A 21,275-nucleotide genomic window follows, 5' to 3' on the forward strand; every position below is an offset into this window, starting at 1 on the left:
TAGTCGCTACTCCAGTCACATCGATTGTCGAATAATCGCCAGACCCATGCTATACTTACGGCGATGGTATGGCAACCGGCCGTTCAACGTGATTGAAAAGCTTATGAACGTACTACTTATTGGTTCCGGCGGACGCGAGCACGCATTGGCGTGGAAAATTGCCAACTCACCTAACTTTACCAAACTTCTCACCATCCCTGGCAATCCCGGTACCGGACGGTATGGCCGGAATGTTCCTTTTCCGCTTGACGATCACCCCGCACTGATCGACCTCGCTCAGCAAGAAAAGATCGATCTGGTGGTAGTTGGCCCCGATAACCCGCTCGCCGATGGGATTGTCGATGCATTTCAAGCTGCCGGTATCCCGGCATTCGGCCCAACAGCCGCCGCGGCCCGGATTGAAAGTAGTAAATCGTTCGCTAAAGAGATCATGGCGGCGACCGGCGTACCAACTGCACAAAGCCATGTCTTTGCTTCGGCTACCGAAGCTGCCGAGTTTGCCCGCGCCAGCGGCAAGGCTTGGGTCGTCAAAGCCGATGGCCTGGCGCTCGGCAAAGGCGTGATCGTAGCTGAGACACTTGACGAGACGATAGAAGCAATTGCCAAACTGAGTACCATTCCCGCAGGGCATCATCTCTTGCTCGAGGAGCGTTTGTACGGACGGGAAGTGTCGGTGCAGGCGCTTTGCGATGGTACACGGTTGTGGCCATTACCACCGGCTCGCGATCACAAGCGGCTAGAAGAGGGCGACCGCGGACCCAACACCGGTGGAATGGGAGTGATCGCTCCGGTTAATGAGGTGACACCGGCGCTGCTCGATGAAATCGTCAATCGCTGTATGCAGCCGGTCGTCAATGAGCTAGCCCGACGGGGGACGCCGTTCCGTGGCCTGTTATACGCCGGCATTATCCTCACCGCCGACGGCCCAAAAGTACTGGAGTTCAATGCACGGTTTGGTGATCCGGAAGCACAGACGGTGTTGCCGCTGCTCGAAGGCGATTTTCTCGGTGCTTTGTACGCTTGTGCTACCGACCAATTGCAGCCGGATATGCTCCGCTGGCGCAAACGGTATGCCGTCTGTGTCGTGTTGTGTGCCGCCGGTTACCCCAGTCGTCCGCGAAAGGGTGATCTGATCCGCGGAGTTGAGGCACTCGACGAGGATCAGGTATTGGTCTTCCACGCAGGAACTGCGGTTGGCCCGAACGGTCTATGCACCGCCGGCGGACGTGTGCTCGGCGTAACCGGCCTTGGCTCAACGCTGAAACAAGCGCGCGAACGAGCCTACACGACTGTCGAGCAGATCCGCTTCGAGGGTAAGCATTTCCGCCGCGATATTGGACAGGAGTAGATTGTGCCTGGCATCGCGGTCCTGCTGAGCGGCAGTGGCAGTAATCTGCAAGCGCTCCTTGATGCCCAAGCTGCCGGTGCATTGGCCGGCGAGGTGACATTGGTCGTCAGCGATCGGGCACAATCGTATGGCCTACAACGTGCGCTTAAGGCCGGTATTGCCGCTGCCCACATCCCTCTCACCGCATCACGTGGTCCACTCCGGCAACAGTGGGAACAACGGTTGGCCGGTGTTATCGCCTGTTTTGAACCAGATCTCATTGTATTGGCCGGTTTTATGCGCGTGCTTTCGCCGGTATTTCTCGAACGGTTTCCGGATAAGGTCATCAATCAACATCCGGCTCTGTTGCCCACCGACGGCGGTGATACAGTCACAACTAGCAATGGAATCGTGATTCCGGCTCTACGTGGTGCCCACGTCGTCGCCGACGCTATCCGCCTTAAGTTGCCGGTAACCGGTTGCACGATTCATCGGGTGACACCGCGGGTTGACGATGGCCCCGTCTTGGCAAGAGCTGAAGTGCCGGTCCTACCTGATGACACTGTTGAGTCGCTCCACGAGCGGATCAAAACAGTGGAACGACGGTTGATTGTAGAGACGGTAAATCGATTATTAGGGTAACAAACCGCTACGCTTATTCACGGCGCAACAATGCTAATGTCAACATGATCCCGCCGGTCACCACTCCACCAATCCCAACAAACAGGAGTGTCCACGGTAAAATACCGTACCAATCGAGCATACGCATTGCTACCGCCACGACGGCCACTCCGATAATAAACGCCGACACCACGATCGCGAGCGCCAGGCGGTTGGCTGCACCGATCAGTGCACCGGCCACCCGGCGTAACTCCAATTCGCGGGTTTGCAGACGCAGCTCACCCTCGTTGAGGCGGTGGAGACTTTGGCTAATCTGCTCAGGTATTTCAAATGCCAACTCACCGAGTTCACGCCCACTCGCCAGAGCCTGCGCCCCCAAAACAGCCGGAGAGACCTGTTCACGCAGCGCTTGCTGAATGTAGGGACGGGCAGCCTCGAACACGTTCAAGGTCGGATCGAGCTGCATGCCTAATCCTTCCATCATCACCACCGTCTTCAGGAGTGTTGCCAGGGGGCCGGGAATGACCAGTCGGTGCCGACGGAGCAGCGTAGTAAGACCATCAAACGTTTCACGTGCCGATATCATACCGAGCGGGCGGTCGACAAATCCCTCCACGAAGCGTTCCAAATCGCGCCGCAGTGCTGCCGTGGCTGCACGACGTTGGATGACGCCAAGCCGTTCAAGAGCGCGGAGAAGCGCTTGACTATCGTGGTTAACTAACGCGCCCATCATCCACAACAAGCCCTGCACCGTGGTCTGATCCAGCGTGCCAACCTGACCAAAATCGACCACTCCGAGTACCTCGCCATCGATCACAAAAAAGTTGCCCGGATGGGGATCGCTATGAAAGAAGCCATATTCGAAGATCTCGGTCAACGTAATGTTAACACTAGCCCGGGCCAACCGGGCCAAATCAACACCGGCAGCGCGGAGGGTAGCCATATCGTTCAGTTTAATGCCGAACACCCGCTCGGTCGTCAAGATGCGCGTGTCAGTATACTCCCAGTAGACACACGGAATGAAGATATGCGGATTGGCGCAAAACATCTGGCGAAAGCGATCGGTGTTGCGAGCTTCGCGCACATAATCAAGTTCGGCGCGTAGAGTAGCACTGAACTCCCAAATGATCTCGCTCAGATTGTACTGAGCGGCGAACGCGAGTCGTTCTTGGGCCAAGGCAGCCAAATCAGCCAGAATCGCCAAATCGGTCTGAATACGCGCCGCAATATCGGGCCGCTGCACCTTTACCACCACCGCTGTACCGTTGGGCAGAGTGGCAGCATGAACTTGCCCCAACGAAGCGGCTGCGAGGGGCTGCGGATCAAAGGTTTGAAAGAGTTGTTCGATTGGCCGACCGAACGTAGTTTCGATCAGATTAATCGCCTGTTGGCCGGGAAACGGAGGCACTGTATCTTGCAGTTTGCTCAACTCGGCGATCAAATCGGCAGGAAGCAGATCGGGACGAGTACTCAAGGCCTGCCCTAATTTGACAAACGTCGGTCCAAGTTCGATCAAGGCTTCACGGAGGCGCTCGGCATTATTGAGCGGAGACGGTGTCGGTGCGCGAAGGATCACGCGACGTGGCAGCGACAAAAGAGAGGTTAATCCAAGCTGATCGACCAGATAGCCAAAACCGTGATGAACTAAGACTTGCACGATTTCACGGTAACGGCCAAGATGGCGGGCCTGCCGAACCAGTGGCCACATACGTTGTTTTACCTAATAGCCCAATAACGCTAAAACCACAGTCATACCAAAGCGACGCCGATGGCTTCACGTTCGATTAGCGGGGTACGTACATCTGCACGGGTAGTATACTCTAATTTTGGCCGGAAGTGGTGATGTTATCGCGCTATGCGGTTGATGTTGGCTTCACGACGTTAGCCCAAGCCACAGCATCCACAAACGTGGCCCAAACATGAGGATACCGATAACAACGGCGATACAGGCACAGATTAAGACGGTGCCGGCAGCTACGTCTTTGGCGATCTGGGCCAGGGGATGACGTTCGCGGGTCGCTAAATCGACAACCGCTTCGATTGCGGTATTAAAACCCTCTGCCGCCAAAACCATCCCAATCGTCAGGCTTAAGATCATCCATTCCGCGTGCGTGATGCGGAGGACAATCCCCAGGGCAATCGCGATTGATCCGATGAGGAGATGGATCTGAAAGTTACGTTGAGTACGCGCCAGATAGCCAATACCGGTAAAGGCGTAGCGGAATGCGGCTAATAAACGACGTGTGCTGCGATCGATCGGCGCAGCCATACAGATCATTCCTCTCTTAGCAATGACGATAGCATCGTGTCAATGATACCAAATACGGCTAGAAACGATGCCACTACTCACTCTATGCGCTCTGTCTCCCAACACTCGTACATGAACATACGAGAGATACCACCTTCAGCTATAATAGCCCTGCGTGATCGACAGCTTCACTACATCAAGGGCACGGTATATATGCGACTGATTATTGTACGCCATGGCGAGAGCGAATGGAACCGGATTAATCGATATCAAGGTCAACAAGACGCACCGCTCTCTGAATTAGGCCGGCAACAGGCACTGGCATTGGGCGAGCGCCTTCGCCACGAAAAGATCGATGTGGTATACAGCAGCCGGCTCCAACGAGCAGCTCATACTGCGCAAGCCATCGTTGCCCATCACCCCGGCCTCAACATCATTTACGATGACGCCTTACTTGAGATCAACCACGGCGAGTGGGAAGGGAAGTATATCCACGAGATCATGGAGAAATACGCCGATGGATTGCGTGAGTGGCGACAACACCCTACCCGCTCACAGATGCCGGGCGGCGAGAGTTTCTCGAATGTACTAAAGCGTGTCCTCGATTTTCGTGAGCGGATCTGTGTTGAGCATGCGCACCAAACCGTCTTAATCAGTACCCATGATGTGATCGTCAAGATTTTGGTCGCCGACGCACTGGGGATGAATATGGATCGAATTAATCGGATTTGGGTAACGAATGCCAGTATTAGCGTGATCGAATACGGCGACGATCTCCCCTATCTGATTAGTCTCAGCGAGGCATGCCACCTTGGTCATTTGGCAACAACGCGCGAACAGCAGCATGCGTTGTGACAGCGGGCAGCAGATCGGAGCAATCGGTGGTTGCTCCGATCTGCACCGACGATCAGCAATTGATGATCAAGCTACAGCGATTGAACAAAATATCAGAGAGCCGCATAAGAATCTGGAGCGGAACTTGTAATTGATAATACAACATTCCATCCCAGATCAGCCCCTTCCGTAACTCGGTGCGAAGAAATGTCCACTGAGCAATTAATCCCACATTCCACGCGACGAAAACAAGTGAACCGATCAGTAATGGCTTCCAACCCACCCGCGACTGAAGCCAAGCGATCAATGCTGCCAGTCCGAGGGTAAAGATCGGCGTACACTCAATGAGACGCCGAAACCCGAACGAGCCACTCAGATGCCACGTAGTACCGAAGGCACCGTTAATGTAGACTTGAGCCAGAAAACCGATCAAAAGGAGTAATGCCAACGGTCCATCACGCCAAAAGAGCCAGGGTAGGCCGATGAGCGCGACAACGAGGATCGGACTCCACAGGAACGCGCCATGAGCGGGATCGAGGAGCGTACCGAAAAAGTGAGGGCTAACAAGTAATGGAAACGGGCCAAGATGCACCACCCCTAATTTACTTTCCACCGTCGTCGAGGGACCGATCCGCCCATTGAGCACCCAATAGGCGGCCAGTTGTGGCGTGAGTGCCAAGATAAAAACGCCAAGAAACACGGCATGGCCTATGATCAGCTCGCGCATCACCGCCCATTGCCGTCGCCGGAGTGCCCCAACATACGCCGCCAGCGCCTCAAATGCCGGAATGATTAAGAGCAGCCCCAACTGCTCACGGGTCATAACCATTAATCCGGCAACAACACCCAACGCAAGCCAGACACTCCAATGCCGTCGCCCATCGCTTTGGCCGATGTTCCCCTCACGCCCACGGAGCCAGATCGTGAGAAAGAGGGCAAATAAAAAAAATCCATTGGCATGCGACCACGCCATGGCGAGGTAGGTATAGAAAACCAGTGGAGTAGCGAGAAAGATAGTGAGTGTAGACAGCAAAGCCGGTAACTGACCGGCATAGATACGTGCCAGCCGGTAGGTCAGTAATAAACCGGCTAAGCTATACAGCGCCGACATGAAGCAAACAGCAGTAATGTAGGGCGGACTGAAACCATCGCGTGCGATCTCTGCACCGAACGTGTTCGCCACTTGCACCCACACATCGGCCAGGAAAAAACCGGGAAACCAAAGAATTGCCGAACCAACGGGGGCAACATTGCGTAGTTTGCCGGTCACTGGGTTGGGATTGTTATCATCGGGGCGCAGCAAGGCATTGAATACTGCCAGGTCATTCCGTTGCAGCCCGATTGTAGCGAAGTGTTGATACTCATTGTAAAAATCGAGATCGTGATCAAAGTAGAGCGAGCGCAGATAGGCGTAATACTGTACCTCATCGCTCAGCGCAATCCGAGGTAGGCTGATGGGCAAGAGCACAACAAAGACCAACACGATCACGAATGGCCCAAACTCACGCCGCGCCAAGAACGTGCGTATCGGTTCCATCCATTTCATGAGCCGAGTATGAACGAAGGTTGGCATATAGTCCTTCAACAAGAACAAAACAAAAACGAATAGGTGCAATCTGATAAACACACAGCTTTGCGATGCCGGTAATACAGCACTAGCAACTCGTTTGCTATTGTACGACGAATCATCACCAACGCTGCACTGCTCAGCAGCACAAATTCAACAGATGGACACGATGATGGCGTCCATCTGTTGGTCAAGGAAGATTGTATGCCAGGCTACCGCAGCACCATCGGGAGCATCACCTGCGGCAACGTCACCTGTTCAATCGAGATGGTTGCTACCGGTAAGGCCGTTGCACTCGGATTACCGGCTCCATCGTACAACGAATCGTCACTGTCGACCACAGCAGGTGTCGTTATTTTTAGAAGTTTTTGTTTGACAAACTTGATTTATTAGCATATTCTAAATAACGAGGTTGCCATCTTTTGCCGGAACCAATAAGTATCTACATGGGGTGTACATTACGTGACGGAGGAAACAAACTATGATCCGCTTGCTTCGTCTTAATCTTGTCGTTGGTTTGCTTACCCTATTCAGTTTCAGTGTGGGTGCATGCAGTCAAGCAAGTACACCAACCCCAACTGTCGTGACAATGACCACTGACTTAACCGGGATCAAAACCTATTTGTTGGAACAGACCAACGCACTTGTAATCACTACTGCCCAATTACAAACTGCCGCTAATCGTTACTACGACCTCGCCCAAACTTTCGGGTTCGATTATGCGACACTCTGGCAACAGCAAACGCAAGCAGCCATGAATGTAATTACGACCGCTCGCGAGGCTTGGATAACGGCCAGTCCTATCTATGAAAAGATGGAAGGCATTGTTGCCGGTACGCCAGTATTAGCTCAATTTGATGTTGACCTCGATGCCGGTACTGCTGGTGACGAAGACCCTGCTAATGCTGTCTCTTTTGATCTCATTCTTCCCGACGGTCGTGTCTTATCGAAACCGGGTAATCTCTTTGGCGTAACGGAAAGTACGCTATGGGGAACAGAACCGGCCTTCACGACAGCCGTACCCACCGATTGGAACGGTAACGGCGTAATCGAATTTGGCGAAATATTGCCCGATGCTCAGGTTTTAAAGGCTAGCACCGACCAATTAGCAGTCATGGCCAGTGAACTTAATGCTGCAGCGCAATCGTGGGTACCGACCGAAAGAGACGCCTTCACAGCCCTCGTTGTCATGGTACCAACGATGAGCGAATACTTCGCTTCGTGGCGCGATTCACGCTTTGTACTCGGCGAGGCCACAACGCAACGCGACTTTAATGTCATTTCGCGCTTGGCCGACATCCAGGATATTCTCAGTGGTCTAGAGATTGTCTATACCCAAATCCGACCACGGGTAGCAATGGTCGATCCGGTACAAGCTGAGCAAATCGCTATCGGTCTAAGGGACCTAAAGGCATTTGTCGCCGATATTTATACCCAGGAACGTAATGGCCGGCGCTTTACACCTGAAGAGGCTGACATCCTTGGGGCTGAAGCACAGAACCGTGCTACTGCGATTACCGGTCAAATTAGTCAGGTGGCGGGAGCACTCGGTATACCTATCACCGAGTAAGGCAATTGATGACTAACTCGTCTCTCTACTAGGGAGTAGCATATGAATCGCTGTATCCATCATTGTATTGTGCGATCCGGTTTGATTACCCTGCTTCTCATCACCATTGGATGCCACCTCAGTGCAACCGATAGCTCTGCTCAGACTGTTGCACCGGGTCAACTCGCTGAACACATTCGAGCTACATTGGTTACGCTGCAAATCGCCGGTCTGTCCGATCCAACAACAACCCAGCAGACTATCGATTACCTGCAGCAAGAATACAGCATGCTGGCGCCATCGATTATCCGATACGCACCAGACATCGACTCTGCGATCAAAGACGGCTTCGCGCTGGCCCGGCAAGCATCGGTAACGTCTGACCAACTACTGTTTGCAGCTGCCCGGACTCGAATTTGGACTGCACTGCTGAAAGGCAGTTATACTATCGTCACCGAATCACTACGAGCTGGTGATCCCGCTACTGCCCAACAATGGCTAGCCGTGCGCGAATTCCGCCATGCTAATCGCTTTACCCGTCCAAATGCCGATGCAACCAAAGCAGTACTCGCCGCAACAGCCGGTATGATAGCACCCGTAGAAGCACTCGCTGCGGTAGAGGCCGACCTACTCGATACCTATCAAGCACGCCTGTATGAAGCGTTAACGACCTTGGCAGCAGTCGACGAACAGGGTTTTGCCATCCGACGGGCTGAAGCAGCCAGTCTAGCAACCGGCTACTTTGCGATTATCACCCCTGCTTACGCTACCCAACGTGGAAATGAGGCCGCTACTACTACACAACACGTGTTTAGCGAACTCGAACGTGCTGCCCTCACCGGTCGGCCAATCGATTATTGGCTAATACAGGCCCACGCGATGTTGAGCGGGTTTCGTGCTGCCCCGCTCAGCGCTACTGAAAGAGTTCGGCGCAGCAGCCAGTTATTGCGATTCTTGAAACTCGTCCCGATTGAATACGAACGAGGAGTACGCAACGGGCAAGTCACCGTTGATCTGGAAATTCGTGAAGCCATAACCTTTCACGCTGGGGCATTAGCCGCCTTTACCGACTTGCACGATCTCCTGGAGCAGCGCAATCCAACACTCACCGCCAAGGTGATGACCCAGTTTACTGAATTAGGCACCGTATTAGCACAAACCGGTAATCGGCAAACTGTGGCCGATCCGGCAATGATTCGTGCGGCTACCGAGAACCTCATCACCGATCTCCACACTCTCTTACCACCGGAATGGCAGAAGCAAGATAATAGCGCCGATTTTGATGTAATCCGCTCGATCCTCGATCAGATGGAGCATGCCGTTCGTGCCGGTGAATACGAACTAGCCGAATCGGCCCGTCTTGAGGCTTATGCGATGATGGAGATCGGACCTGAGGCCAAGCTGATCGCGTTTGCTCCCCAATACAAACCGATCATTGAGAACTATTTCTGGTACGGACAACACGATCACAAAGGATTGGCCTATCTGATCGAACAGCGCGCATCGTCAACTGAGATTGCCGCCACGAGGGAGGCACTTGATCAAGTACTTAGCGAGGCCGAACAAGCCTTAGCCGGCAGCAATGCGCCACCGGCTATTATTACCAATGCGGCCGTAATTGTCTTTCGTGAAGGGCTCGAAGCTGTACTGATCTTAGCTTCACTAATGGGTAGTTTCAAAACGGCGGCTCAACGCCGATTGCGGCGACCGCTCTGGATTGGCGCCGGATTGGCGCTCTTCGCGACAATGTTAACATGGTTCCTTGCCCAAGGTGCATTAATGGCAATGGCCCGTTTCGGTGAAACGCTGGAAGCCATTGTATCATTGATCGCAATTGCCGTCCTTCTTCTGATTACCAATTGGTTTTTCCACGATATCTATTGGAAGGATTGGATGTCATCATTCCATCAGCAGAAAAAGCAGATTTTGGGCCAGCAAACTGGACAATGGTTTGGTCTCATTGCCCTTGGATTTGCCAGTATTTACCGTGAGGGGTTTGAGACGGTACTATTCTTACAGGCACTTACACTTGAAGGAACCGTCACCATTGTCTTGCTCGGTGTCGGTTTAGGGCTAGCATTAACTAGCTTAGTCGGAGTGGCCGTCTTTGTGATGCAAGCTAAATTGCCACACAAAAAGATGTTGATCGTGACCGGTATTCTGATCGGAGCGGTTCTCCTGCAAATGGTCGGGCATACCGTCAATATCTTACAAGTCATTGGTTGGCTACCGATCCACCCAATTCGCCAGCTCGAACTACCGTACTGGAGCGGTTTCTGGTTTGGCCTCTACCCAACGTGGGAAGGGATCGGTCTACAACTAGCAGCGGCCGTTTTTGTTATCGGCAGTTACTATCTCGCCGAATATATGCAGCGGCGCGAACAATATCGATACACAGCGGCGAGGTAGGTTACCGCGTTTGCTACATCGAGAAATGAAACGATACGTAAGTCAATGAATTACCCGAGGAACTACTATGATCACCCATCAAGATCCAATTGCTGCCTTGGCAGCAAAGGCCATTGAACACATGAATAGTGACCACGCCGACGTAGTGCTGATGTATGCCCGCGGATTAGCAGGTATATCTTGGGCGCAGACGGCCTGCTTGACCGTGCTCCAAGCCGACGGGATGGAACTCCACGTTAGTGGACACGGCCAAACAGCATCGGTGTGGATTCCATTCCATCCACCGCTTCGCCAAGCCGAACAACTACGATCGCGATTGATTGAATTGATGCAGCAAGCTAGCGACCGATTGGACGCCGAAACCATGATCGTTTCACCACCCCCTATTGATGATCCAGTCGATCCTCAACACCTGTATAATCTCATTGCCACACGCCGAAGTTTTGCCTTGACCGACATCGCACCCGATCCACTCGATTTTCAGACCGTAACAACCTTGCTCGAAGCGGCTAATTGGGCACCCAGCCACGGTCAAACCGAACCGTGGCGTTTTAGCGTATACAGCGGTTCAGCGCGGCAAACCCTCGGTGAGGCTTTTGCCACCGCATACCGATTACTGAATCCAGACCAACCTGCTAATAGCGCCGGGGAAGAAGTTCAACGCCGACGAGTCTGGAAAGCACCGGTTTGGATTGCTATCGGGATGCACCCAAACCCCAAACGGCCAGAGTGGGAAGAATTGATCGCCGTCGGTTGTGCTGTACACAACATGCATCTCATGGCGAGTGCATTTCGATTGGCGGGTAAATGGACGAGCGGTGCCTGTGCGATTCACCCTCATGTTGCCGAAGTCGTCGGTTTTACCCCGCCAACCCGCCTGCTTGGCTTTTTCTACGTCGGTCGCTCAGCCCGCAATGATTGGCCACAGGCTCAACGCCGATCACTAACGGGCAAGGTCGTGTGGCATGGTGATCCATCGGCATAAGTTATTCGCTTCCGGTTGGAATACCACGTGTGCTATCCCGACCGGAAGCTACTGTATGATACCTACTGCTCTAAACCGCCTTACGCCACCGCCGGCACCGAATATAGCACTACCGGTTCAGTAGCGGTAGAAACACCGTCGGTAGAGTAACTTGCTCTAACGTGATCGAGGCCACCGGTAACACCGCTGCACTCGGATTACCGGCTCCATCAAGCACCCGGGCATAGACGTAATAGTCTCCCGGTGTGAGTTGCGCTTCCGGCAACCCACTTGCCAGACTCCAGACGATACGAAAAGTACCGGTATCTCCCGGTGCTTCGACCGGTATCCACACGAGATTGGGATCGTTCGCCGGATCGGCCACGGTTGTTCGACTATTGGCTAACCAGACTCCCCAAAACCCACGACCAGGATAAAGGTTATCGGTCACACTGAGGCTGCTAAATTGGAGCTCGACCAAGATCGTTGGCGCAGCAGGGATGGCGAGTGCTTGAAGCGTACCACCGTTCAGCACCGGCGGTGTGACATCGTAGGTCAAGGTGCGAACGACCTGCATCGTATTGCCAAGGGCATCTCGCATTTGCACGACCACCGGCATTGGGCCTTCACCGATGGTACCGGGATAGGGTAACACGTTGGCAAACCGACCATTGCTAATCGCCAGATTATTCACGCTGTTCAACGTTGCCGTGTTGGGAGCAAGGGCAAAACGTTGTAACCCGCTACAATCACCGAGACTACGTACTTCGACGAAGAGCGCCGGCACGCGGGTATAATTGGGGTGACCATCGCTCGCGCCGCCCTCACCGATCAGATCGGCAAGCGTCACCGAGGTAAACGGTGAAGTCTTCCAGCGGGAGAAGGGATTGGCAATCAAGATACCACCCAATACGGATGTATCGATGATCACACCATCAGCCTCAACCTGACCGACCAAACCGTCGGTCGAGCGACGGAGCTGTGTGTACAAGACACGTTCCACACAGCCGATGTCGGTCTGCAATGTCGCCGGGATCGGAACCGTCAAGACGCTGGTTGGGCCGGTCGGGGTAAACGGTTGCCAACCACCCGAGTCGTTCTCGGTATCGGTCGGCGGTGCACCCCACCGCCAGCGCACCTGATCGGGAAGGTTCGTCGTCGAGAGATTGGGGAAGGTGATATTCACGGTATTTCTGCCCACGCCACCAACGATGGGAGCTCCATTTTCGATGAGTGGTGGTGAATCAGGCAAACCACCTGGCGCGCGGAAAAGGACGTAGCGCGGCTTCGGTAGGGTACCCTGAAAGATCTCGTGTGCGACATGCATATATGCGCGACTGCCGGCGCGGGCTTTCCCCCAAGCGTTAAACACTGGGGCAACGGTTGGTGTACTAACCACCGGCAAGAACCCTTGCCCCACTGGGCGAGCGGTGTAAAACAATTGATTGGCATTGCGATTGCCGCGCGCCCCTTGTCTAATCCATGTAAGGTGCAGATTACCAAGCCGATCGTAGTCGACGGATACCCGACCATCACCTTTGCCACCGATGATTTGCACCGCCGACCACGGACTGCCTATGGCGGTTACCGGCTTTTCGGCGATAAAGATGCCATCATCGGCGCCACGAAATGCCACGACAATGCGGGTATTCGGAGCGGGATCTGGACTGAAGGAAACACTGGCATCGGCAAAGACGGCCGATGTGCTGCCGTTGACATCAATCGGGGTATTGAACGACGTACCGTTCCAGAGAGCGACCATCACGTGGAGGGGACGCGGGGTGTCGCGGGTAAAGGTAATGGCCACCTCGCCGTTGGGACCGGCAGCTAATGCCGTTTGCGACTTGTAGGCAGCGACCGCGGTAATCATTCCTACCGGTGACCATGTTGCGCCACGGTCATTGGAAAAGGCGAAATTGATGTTCTTACCGTCACGCCATGCGGCAATGAGCTGACCGTTGCTGCGCACGGCTAGGGCCGGCTCGACGGCAAAGCTATCACTACTCATCCGTATCACTTCAAACGTAGCCGGATGCCAGTTGCCACCCGGCTCGCGTCGGCGCAGATGAATTCTCTTGGCCTTTTGATCAATCCACAACACGTACACCTCACCCGTCGGTGCGGTTGCAACGGCGGTTTGCACCCAATCTTGGGCAATACCGGCTTCAACGGTGCCAAGCTGGAGCGGGGCGGGAAAAGCAGCATCTTCTTCACCCTTCACCCACAGCGTCACCATACCTCGCTCGGTCGCAGAGATACCGTCGGTTGCACTCACGTAGACTCCGTTGGCGTTCACCGCGAGTTGCGGGTATTTCGTATTACTGGCAACCAGATCGATTTCACGCACGAAGGCAGCACCTTCTTGAGCTTGGGAATGATGGGGAAAGAGGCTCACCAGGAGGGTTATGATCAGTAGCATAATGGCGGTACTCACGGAGATACTGCGCGCCATACGGTCTTCTCCTTATTCGTTCAGTGACTAGGATGCGGAGACGATAGACAATGCTCGTATCTAAGGAGCAACGATCAGATCATCAAACATGATCCCACCGAGGGCACGGGTATAGACCCCCACCCGACCGGCCGGCAGCGGCTGGGCGTCCTCCGCCTGCAGCAGCACCTTGCCGTTGAACCGCACCGTCAGCGCGCCCCCGCGCAGCTCGAACTCAACCACATGCCACTGCCGTGGCGCAAACCCCGGCCCCTCCACCGTCGCTAATGGCGTGACCACGCCTTCGACCACCTTCTCCAGCGCGTACTTCGGCGTCGCTGCGTACTCGTTCTTGAGCAGGCGGACCCGGTAGTAGCTCGCTTCGTAGCCCACCTCCCCCTGATAGCGCGCCACCAGCCCGGCAATCCCGTTGAACTCATCGTAGAAGCTCACCCGCACAACCCCATCGCCGACCGTGACGGGCGCGAGGGCCGCAACTTGGGTGAGGGCACTGTTGCGCAGTTCACCGGCAAAGTTCTGGCGCAACCGCCCGTTGTCGATCAGCCAGTTGCCTTCATCGCCGGCGATAACGAAATCGAGATCGACCAACGTCCACGCCGCCAGACTATCGGCGGTCGCGAAATCGGCGACAAACCGTGGGCCGGCGGCCAAGCCGGCGGGAACGGTCGGGTTCGGGCCGACGGTCGGCGCCGGTGGTTCGGGTGGATACTGCAAAATCGGGCCACCTTCTTCGGCTTGACCGGGACGGAGGGTCATGAGCAAGGCAACCGCCACGGCAATCGTGACTGCAGCAATTGCGATGAGAGGCGTAAGTTTCATATGTCGGGCCATACACATTCCTCCTTACATCACTATCCAACATAGGCGATCATTGGCCGATTGCTATCGGTGCCGGCAGTGGTCCACCACGCAGCGCGGCGTGGTAAGTCTGCGCAAGATCGGCAGCAATCCGCTGTGACGTGAATTGACGGGACAAAGCAACCGCTCGCGCACTATACGCACGCCACGTTGTCGGGTCGTGAAGCAAGGCGGCGATGGCCGTACCAATTGCCGGACCAGAACGCGGTTCGACCACCATACCGGCTTGGGCTGCCGCCACATACGCACTCGCGCCGGTCGTGCGGGTAACGACCGGCGGTGTTCCGGCGGCACAGGCTTCAATCACAACCCGACTGAACGACTCGGCCACCGAGGGCACCACCGCCACATCAGCGGCAGCCAAATAGGTCAGCGCTTCGTGGTGGGGAATAGCCCCGGTCAACACCACGTCGGCTGCCGCTCCCAATTCGGCAGCGCGACGACACAACAATGCACCATAATCACCGAAGCGTGGTGTCGAACGGTTCGGGCCAACGATCACAATCTGAGGGGCCAACCCTGCCGCACGCAGGGTCGGGATTGCCTCAACCAGAAAGGCGATGCCCTTGAACGGATGCAACCGATTGAGGCTCAGAATAATCGGGCGGTGCGGATCGAGCTGATGACGAGCGACCACCGCCGCCCGACTACGACTCCGAAATTCAGCAAGCGATACATCGGGCGGTGGAAAGCTATCAACCGTAATGTTATACGGGATCGCGGTTACCTTCGTTGGTGACGCACCCCGCGCAATCGCCAATTCCCGAATCTGAGGCGCATCAGCACGGATCACCAACGCACGGCGAAAAACGAGGGGCAAGATCGCGCGCACGGCCGGAAAACGGGCATAGCCGTAATCGTACTCTGGCTCGGCCATCACATCGGCACCGGGCAGGGTAACCGCTAATGGAGGGGAGTGGCGAGGGGCCACTACCGCAGCAAAACCTAGGGGGAAAGCTGTCTCGATGTGGCAGAGATCAAACGGGGGAGCGGTAGCAAAGAACTGCCGTAACCCAGCGATAGCGGCTGCGAGATAGGGATAGGGAAAGATCGTAGCTAACGCGCGGTTCGCGAACCGTATCGGTAAGGTACCACCCGATGGCAACCGATGAACGACGATCCCGTCTTCGACAGTACGAGAGGGGGAACGCCGATCGGTGGTGAAACTCAGCACCTCCGCATCAATCCCCATCGAGCGCCACGCAAGAATAATCTCGGTATGAATACGGTTACCCATTGCCGCCTGATCATAGCGCGGCAAAATATATAGAAGGCGCATGCTAGATCCCATGATTGAATATACCGTGCCATGATGAAGACGCTGATCGGCATCATTTTGTTCCCGATTGCACGCAAATCTGATTGGCGCATGCTACCATGCTCACCCCTCATCAGGAAACGGGCGTAGTTGAGGCAGGCTTGCGTAGGGTAAACATAACATAGAGCGGATCGGTACGATCAAACCGCTCTTCAAGCGGATGAACAATCCAGGCCAACAACAAATCTTTCAGGATAAACGTGCGCCAAAAGCGGGTTAACTTCGTCTCGTGATAACGCCAATTGAGGATTGAGCGACCAAACCCACACAACGGACTGATCTGCAATCCAGCGGGTTGGACATACACCCGTTGAATATCCGCATCGTTGTAGAAGCGAAAAAACGAACCAGGCTTTCCCTCTTGGACGAAAGCGTTGCGGGCCACCCGCTTGAAGCGTCGAATCCCCTCGAAGAAGCCGGTACGCTCACCGCTGGTATACGGAATAGTAATCACGGCAATACCATTTGGGGCTAACACCCGGCCAATTTCACGACCAACCGCCTCATCATCAGGGATATGTTCGAGAGTCGAGACGGCAGCGATCCGGGCCACCGAATCGGATCGAAACGGCATCGCCGCAGCGCTGGCAACAATCGGAAAAAACCGGCCATCGCCGGGGCGCGCCGTTGCCGCACGTTTGGCCTGCTGCCACCGCACCCGATCCGGATCAAGCTCAAGCACCACCACATCTACCCCTTCTTTGGCCAACATATGGGGAAACGAGGAGGTACCCGATCCAATATCAACGACCAAGTCACCACGACGAACATCGAGTGCCTTGGTCGCCCACGGATATTCGATCAATCGCCAGAGGCTAAAATCGTTAACGGTCCGGCGCAGAATTCGCCAACCGTTGAGCGCTACTTCGTAAGCAATACAGCGCAATGCGCTCAGCCTAATCGGTCGATGTTGCGAACGGTTCATACCCAATACCACTTCATCCACGATACCGCCAGATGCGGCGTCTCAGTATAGCATGAGAATTACGGTAAAATGCAGACCGATAGCAGACAACGAAAAAAATTAGTCATTGATGGTTACGCTTTCGCAACTCTTGCAACAAGACAAACCATCGTAGATCGCATTGGTACGAGCTAAACTGACTTTTAACAGGTAGCAGCAACTATTTACTCAAATCATCAAATGATTGACTATCATGCTACAATCAGAGTCGATCATGCGCTTTTACTCTAGAGTTCACGAGCAAAGTCTTTTCATGTTCGCGTAGTTTGCAAACAGAACTACACCGATCCATAGGCAAAAGGGGCTGTTATGACTGTCGAGATCACCCGCGCAACGATCGACCGCTACAACCGTCCCGGCCCGCGCTACACCAGCTACCCGACCGTTCCCCATTGGCAGAGCGATTTTACCGCCGAGGATTACCTAGCAGCCCTCTGCGAAGTCGCCACCACGACCGACCCCATCAGCGTCTATGTCCATCTACCCTTCTGTGCCGAACGATGCGCCTATTGCGGATGCAATGCCACTGCAACCAAACGGACAGATGTCGTCGATCACTATCTCGACCGGCTAGAGCGCGAACTCGAATTGGTCACGGCGACGTTAGGTACAGGGCGGCAGGTGGTACAATTGCACTGGGGTGGTGGCACGCCCAATTTCTTGAACGAAGCGCAGAGTCGACGCCTGATGAAACTCTTGCACACCGTTTTTACCATTGATCCGGCGGCAGAGGTAGCGTTAGAAGTTGATCCGCGCATCGGCAGTCGCGAGCAAATCTTTCTCTTCCGCGAATTAGGGTTTAACCGGATCAGTTTTGGGGTACAAGACATTGCGCACAACGTGCAAGTGGCTATCGGGCGCATCCAACCACTCAACCAGACCCAAACGGTCGTCTATGCTGCCCGAGATGCCGGATTCACCAGTATCAACATCGACCTCGTGTACGGGCTACCGTATCAGACACCAACAAGCTTTGCCACGACATTACAGGCGATCATTGATTTACGCCCCGACCGCATTGCCTGTTTTAGCTATGCGCACTTACCGCAAGCGCGCCCGAATCAGAAACGGGTCGATGCTCGTCAACTGCCGACCGGTTACGAGAAGTTCCAGCTTTTCCGGCAAGCAATTGATACGCTTACCGCAGTTGGATACGACTGGATCGGTATGGATCACTTTGCGTTGGCCGATGATGAACTGGCAATCGCAGCCCGCGAGCGACGGTTGCAACGCAATTTTATGGGGTATACCGTTTTACCTGCGCCACACCAGATCGGGTTCGGTATGAGTGCTATCGGTGATTTGGCCGGTCGGTATGCCCAAAATGATGCGCACCTCGGCCATTACCAGCGCGCAATTGACGCCGGACGGTTACCGATCACGCGCGGTATGCGGCTGAGCGATGATGATCTGATGCGGCGGAAGGCGATCATGCATCTGATGTGCAACCTCGAAGTACCGTTTGATCTGAAACTACCTCCAACAGGTCAACGTCTTGGTGATGTTTTTCCTGCCGAAATCGAGCGAATCGCTGCATACGCCGATGATGGCTTGATCGAGGTTGAATCACACCGCTTGCGGGTAACCGAACGTGGACGGTTTTTTGTCCGTAATTTGGCAATGGAGTTGGATCGCTATCTCCAGCAGACAACGACACGGCCACTCTTTTCGAGCACAGTATGAGGAGTCACGACGATGATGGCAAACTACGACAGTGTCGTGATCGGGGGTGGTATTGGCGGGTTGGCGGCAGCCTATACCCTCTATAAACGAGGGTACCGCGTGTTGGTGATCGAAGCTGCCAATCGGGTCGGCGGCGTGATCCACAGCATTACCACGCCCGAAGGTTTCACACTCGACTGCGGGCCAAATACGATTGGGACGAATGACGTGCGTCTGTGGCAGGAGTTGATCGATCTCGGTCTGCATGATCGGATCAGACCGGCAGCACGGTGTGGCAGACGACGATACATTTTGATCAACGGCACGCCGATAGAGATTCCGTCGTCGCCGGTAGGACTGATCACGACCCGTTTGCTCTCGTGGCGCGGTAAATTGCGTGTGCTGGGCGAACCATTTGTCAATATCGGTACACCTACCGGTGAAGAGAGTGTTGCCGCTTTCTTCAGCCGACGGATCGGCCATGAAGCAGTTGCTCACTTGCTCGATCCGTTTGTGGCCGGAGTCTACGCCGGCGATCCCAATCAACTGTCGGCGGCGGCAGTCTTCCCCTCGCTCTGGGAAGCGGCGCAGCGCGGCGGGAGTATCGTGCGCGGGATGCTCAAGCGTCCGAAGCAAAAAACACTCATCAGCGAACCCAAGATGCGGAGTCGAACCTTCAGTTTTCAAGGCGGATTAGCCGATTGGCCGCGAGCTATCGCCCGCGCCCTTGGCGCCGGCAATGTCTGGACAGGGCGTAGGGCTGTCGGCCTGCGTGATCTCGGCACGTATTGGGAAGTGACGGTTGATGGAACAGGCCGTCTTGAGACGATCACGACGCGCAGTGTGATCATCGCAACACCGGCCTACGTCGCCGCCGAACTCGTTGAAGCGCTTGATCCGGCGGCAGCGAGCGCGCTCCGCAGCATCCCATATGCACCGGTATCCGTCGTTCACCTCGGTTTTCGCCGCGATCAGCTCTCGCACGAACTGAACGGATTTGGGGTTTTGGCTCCTTCAAGCGAACGTCGGCAGTTTTTGGGGATTTTATGGGCGTCTAGCCTCTTCCCACACGTGGCCCCGCCTGACCGTGTCTTAACGATCACGTTGTCGGGTGGTGCGATCCGGCCAGAAGTTGCTGAACAGAGCGAAGAGGCGCTGATCGAATCGGCCATCCGTGACAATCAAGAAGTGTTGGGTATTCGGGGCCAACCACTGCTGACCCACGTCACGCGCTGGCGCCACGCAATTGCACAATACACGATCGGTCATCGTGAGCGGATCGCAACCCTCGAACGGCTCGAACAGCGGCGTCCAACATTGCAACTGACCGGTAGTTACCGCGGTGGGATCGGTGTCCCGAAGACGTGGGCTAGCGGTGTTGGAGCGGGCGAACGGATTGCAGCAGCGCTCGACGCGCAAGGCACGACTACCGATACGCTGGAACAGGCACGCGGGTAAGCAGGAGCGGGCAGTTGGCATCGTGTGAGAACACGCGACGGCTTGGGGCGACCCACCGAGTCGCCCGTACCAGGTGGGCGGGGGATGGCCGGTGATGTAAGGATGCAACCGCAATGAATCGGCATGATCGGATTGCAGGTGGGTTATTCGGTCTGCTCATCGGCGATGCCATAGGTGTGCCATACGAATTTCATCCACCGGAAGCATTGCCACCGATCACAGCGATCGATCTACAGCCGCCGGATGGATTTGCACGCAGTCATCCAACGATCCCGGTGGGAACGTGGTCGGACGATGGAGCGCTGGCGTTGGCCCTCCTCGATTCGTTACTGACGTGCGACCGGCTTGATCTGAACGATTTTGCCCGCAAGATACAGGCGTGGTACGAGCAGGGAGCCTACACACCTGACGGAATCGTCTTTGACGTAGGTTCGCAAACGCGGCGCGCGATACGGACGTTGCAGAACGGTGTATCGCCATACCGCGCCGGGCCGGCGGGCGAGTTTGACAACGGCAATGGCGCGCTGATGCGAGTCTTGCCGCTGGCGTTATGGCATCGTGGTCATGACCGCGAGTTGGTCGCCGATGCGCATCTGCAATCACTGCCCACCCATGGTCATCTCCGGTCACAAATCTGTTGCGCCCTCTACTGCCTATGGGCGCGCTACGAATTAGCGGGCGACGGAGATGCGTGGAACACCGCTACCAAGCGGCTGCGCGACATCTACGGTAACGGGCAAGCGCGGATCGAACTAGAAACCCATATCGAACCCGACAAACTCGTACCAGGGGAGAGCAAGGGGTATGTCGTCGACACACTCCGTTCGGCGCGGTGGGTCGTAGCGCAAGGCAGCGACTACGCTCACGTTGTTCGGCTCGCTATCGCCCTTGGCTACGACACCGACACGACGGCGTGCGTTGCCGGCGGGATTGCCGGGATCCGTTACGGGATCGAAGGCATTCCCACCAATTGGCGGCAGCAGTTACGCGGGCAACCTCTGGTTCACGAACTCCTAACCCGCTTGTTGCAACGCGGATGACATA

At 55.2% G+C, this 21,275-nt stretch carries 17 protein-coding genes; 9 read left to right on the plus strand and 8 right to left on the minus strand.

Going from position 1 to position 21,275, the window contains the following annotated elements:
* Positions 1 to 103 precede the first annotated feature (103 nt).
* Together purD and purN are read left to right on the plus strand one after the other, a co-directional pair.
* Positions 104 to 1,348, plus strand: a complete 1,245-nt coding sequence (gene purD / locus AC01ZF_RS12050) for a phosphoribosylamine--glycine ligase (protein ID WP_424677412.1) — start codon at positions 104 to 106, stop codon at positions 1,346 to 1,348.
* Positions 1,349 to 1,351: 3 nt separating this feature from the next.
* Positions 1,352 to 1,969: a phosphoribosylglycinamide formyltransferase gene (gene purN, locus AC01ZF_RS12055; RefSeq protein WP_424677411.1), complete on the plus strand. Its 618-nt coding sequence runs from the start codon at positions 1,352 to 1,354 to the stop codon at positions 1,967 to 1,969.
* A 13-nt stretch (positions 1,970 to 1,982) separates the two neighbouring features.
* Here the strand turns inward: purN and AC01ZF_RS12060 are convergent, their stop codons facing one another.
* Positions 1,983 to 3,656: an ABC1 kinase family protein gene (locus tag AC01ZF_RS12060; protein ID WP_424677410.1), complete on the minus strand. Its 1,674-nt coding sequence runs from the start codon at positions 3,654 to 3,656 to the stop codon at positions 1,983 to 1,985.
* A gap of 165 nt (positions 3,657 to 3,821) precedes the next feature.
* Positions 3,822 to 4,217, minus strand: a complete 396-nt coding sequence (locus tag AC01ZF_RS12065; RefSeq protein WP_424677409.1) for a diacylglycerol kinase family protein — start codon at positions 4,215 to 4,217, stop codon at positions 3,822 to 3,824.
* A 192-nt stretch (positions 4,218 to 4,409) separates the two neighbouring features.
* Between AC01ZF_RS12065 and AC01ZF_RS12070 the strand changes: the two genes are divergently transcribed.
* Entirely contained in the window at positions 4,410 to 5,051 is a 642-nt protein-coding gene (locus AC01ZF_RS12070; RefSeq protein ID WP_424677408.1) for a histidine phosphatase family protein, read from the plus strand.
* A gap of 52 nt (positions 5,052 to 5,103) precedes the next feature.
* On the opposite strand, the gene AC01ZF_RS12075 is transcribed toward AC01ZF_RS12070, so the two are convergent.
* Complete coding sequence (locus tag AC01ZF_RS12075) at positions 5,104 to 6,603, minus strand: glycosyltransferase family 39 protein (protein WP_476575377.1); 1,500 nt, start codon at positions 6,601 to 6,603, stop codon at positions 5,104 to 5,106.
* Between the two features lie 206 nt (positions 6,604 to 6,809).
* Positions 6,810 to 6,938, minus strand: a complete 129-nt coding sequence (locus AC01ZF_RS12080; RefSeq protein WP_424677406.1) for a hypothetical protein — start codon at positions 6,936 to 6,938, stop codon at positions 6,810 to 6,812.
* 140 nt (positions 6,939 to 7,078) lie between these two features.
* Here AC01ZF_RS12080 and AC01ZF_RS12085 point away from each other — a divergent pair, with 140 nt between their 5' ends.
* From AC01ZF_RS12085 to AC01ZF_RS12095, 3 genes are all read left to right on the plus strand, one after another.
* Positions 7,079 to 8,167 carry an imelysin family protein gene (locus tag AC01ZF_RS12085; RefSeq protein WP_428132381.1) on the plus strand — a complete coding sequence of 363 codons (1,089 nt, stop codon included), beginning with the start codon at positions 7,079 to 7,081 and terminating at the stop codon, positions 8,165 to 8,167.
* 42 nt (positions 8,168 to 8,209) lie between these two features.
* Entirely contained in the window at positions 8,210 to 10,555 is a 2,346-nt protein-coding gene (locus AC01ZF_RS12090; RefSeq protein ID WP_476575378.1) for an FTR1 family iron permease, read from the plus strand.
* A 67-nt stretch (positions 10,556 to 10,622) separates the two neighbouring features.
* Positions 10,623 to 11,540 carry a nitroreductase family protein gene (locus AC01ZF_RS12095; RefSeq protein WP_424677402.1) on the plus strand — a complete coding sequence of 306 codons (918 nt, stop codon included), beginning with the start codon at positions 10,623 to 10,625 and terminating at the stop codon, positions 11,538 to 11,540.
* Between the two features lie 109 nt (positions 11,541 to 11,649).
* On the opposite strand, the gene AC01ZF_RS12100 is transcribed toward AC01ZF_RS12095, so the two are convergent.
* The 4 genes from AC01ZF_RS12100 to AC01ZF_RS12115 all read right to left on the minus strand — a co-directional run bounded on the left by AC01ZF_RS12100 (position 11,650) and on the right by AC01ZF_RS12115 (position 17,072).
* A complete protein-coding gene (locus tag AC01ZF_RS12100; RefSeq protein WP_476575379.1) occupies positions 11,650 to 13,971 on the minus strand; it encodes an exo-alpha-sialidase in 2,322 nt (773 codons plus the stop codon).
* Between the two features lie 60 nt (positions 13,972 to 14,031).
* On the minus strand, positions 14,032 to 14,802 hold the full coding sequence (locus tag AC01ZF_RS12105) for a hypothetical protein (protein WP_476575380.1): 771 nt from the start codon (positions 14,800 to 14,802) through the stop codon (positions 14,032 to 14,034).
* Positions 14,803 to 14,839: 37 nt separating this feature from the next.
* On the minus strand, positions 14,840 to 16,108 hold the full coding sequence (locus AC01ZF_RS12110) for a glycosyltransferase family 4 protein (protein ID WP_424677075.1): 1,269 nt from the start codon (positions 16,106 to 16,108) through the stop codon (positions 14,840 to 14,842).
* Positions 16,109 to 16,220: 112 nt separating this feature from the next.
* Positions 16,221 to 17,072: a class I SAM-dependent methyltransferase gene (locus tag AC01ZF_RS12115; protein ID WP_428113045.1), complete on the minus strand. Its 852-nt coding sequence runs from the start codon at positions 17,070 to 17,072 to the stop codon at positions 16,221 to 16,223.
* 348 nt (positions 17,073 to 17,420) lie between these two features.
* Here AC01ZF_RS12115 and hemN point away from each other — a divergent pair, with 348 nt between their 5' ends.
* From hemN to AC01ZF_RS12130, 3 genes are all read left to right on the plus strand, one after another.
* A complete protein-coding gene (gene hemN / locus AC01ZF_RS12120; RefSeq protein ID WP_424677073.1) occupies positions 17,421 to 18,794 on the plus strand; it encodes an oxygen-independent coproporphyrinogen III oxidase in 1,374 nt (457 codons plus the stop codon).
* Positions 18,795 to 18,806: 12 nt separating this feature from the next.
* Positions 18,807 to 20,231 (plus strand): protoporphyrinogen oxidase, encoded by a 1,425-nt coding sequence (gene hemG, locus AC01ZF_RS12125; RefSeq protein WP_424677072.1) that lies wholly within the window; start codon positions 18,807 to 18,809, stop codon positions 20,229 to 20,231.
* A gap of 113 nt (positions 20,232 to 20,344) precedes the next feature.
* The gene (locus AC01ZF_RS12130; protein WP_424677071.1) at positions 20,345 to 21,271 is read left to right on the plus strand and encodes an ADP-ribosylglycohydrolase family protein; all 927 of its coding nucleotides are present in this window, start codon (positions 20,345 to 20,347) and stop codon (positions 21,269 to 21,271) included.
* Positions 21,272 to 21,275 lie beyond the last annotated feature (4 nt).

This window comes from Chloroflexus sp. (assembly GCF_056331925.1).

Coding starts and splice junctions, on each gene's coding strand:
- AC01ZF_RS12100 (WP_476575379.1), bottom strand. CDS start 13,971: ATGGCGCGCAGTATCTCCGTGAGTACCGCCATTATGCTACTGATCATA.
- AC01ZF_RS12105 (WP_476575380.1), bottom strand. CDS start 14,802: ATGGCCCGACATATGAAACTTACGCCTCTCATCGCAATTGCTGCAGTC.
- AC01ZF_RS12060 (WP_424677410.1), bottom strand. CDS start 3,656: ATGTGGCCACTGGTTCGGCAGGCCCGCCATCTTGGCCGTTACCGTGAA.
- hemG (WP_424677072.1), top strand. CDS start 18,807: ATGATGGCAAACTACGACAGTGTCGTGATCGGGGGTGGTATTGGCGGG.
- AC01ZF_RS12070 (WP_424677408.1), top strand. CDS start 4,410: ATGCGACTGATTATTGTACGCCATGGCGAGAGCGAATGGAACCGGATT.
- AC01ZF_RS12065 (WP_424677409.1), bottom strand. CDS start 4,217: ATGGCTGCGCCGATCGATCGCAGCACACGTCGTTTATTAGCCGCATTC.
- AC01ZF_RS12085 (WP_428132381.1), top strand. CDS start 7,079: ATGATCCGCTTGCTTCGTCTTAATCTTGTCGTTGGTTTGCTTACCCTA.
- AC01ZF_RS12115 (WP_428113045.1), bottom strand. CDS start 17,072: ATGAACCGTTCGCAACATCGACCGATTAGGCTGAGCGCATTGCGCTGT.
- AC01ZF_RS12095 (WP_424677402.1), top strand. CDS start 10,623: ATGATCACCCATCAAGATCCAATTGCTGCCTTGGCAGCAAAGGCCATT.
- AC01ZF_RS12075 (WP_476575377.1), bottom strand. CDS start 6,603: ATGCCAACCTTCGTTCATACTCGGCTCATGAAATGGATGGAACCGATA.
- AC01ZF_RS12130 (WP_424677071.1), top strand. CDS start 20,345: ATGAATCGGCATGATCGGATTGCAGGTGGGTTATTCGGTCTGCTCATC.
- AC01ZF_RS12110 (WP_424677075.1), bottom strand. CDS start 16,108: ATGCGCCTTCTATATATTTTGCCGCGCTATGATCAGGCGGCAATGGGT.
- AC01ZF_RS12090 (WP_476575378.1), top strand. CDS start 8,210: ATGAATCGCTGTATCCATCATTGTATTGTGCGATCCGGTTTGATTACC.
- hemN (WP_424677073.1), top strand. CDS start 17,421: ATGACTGTCGAGATCACCCGCGCAACGATCGACCGCTACAACCGTCCC.
- purD (WP_424677412.1), top strand. CDS start 104: ATGAACGTACTACTTATTGGTTCCGGCGGACGCGAGCACGCATTGGCG.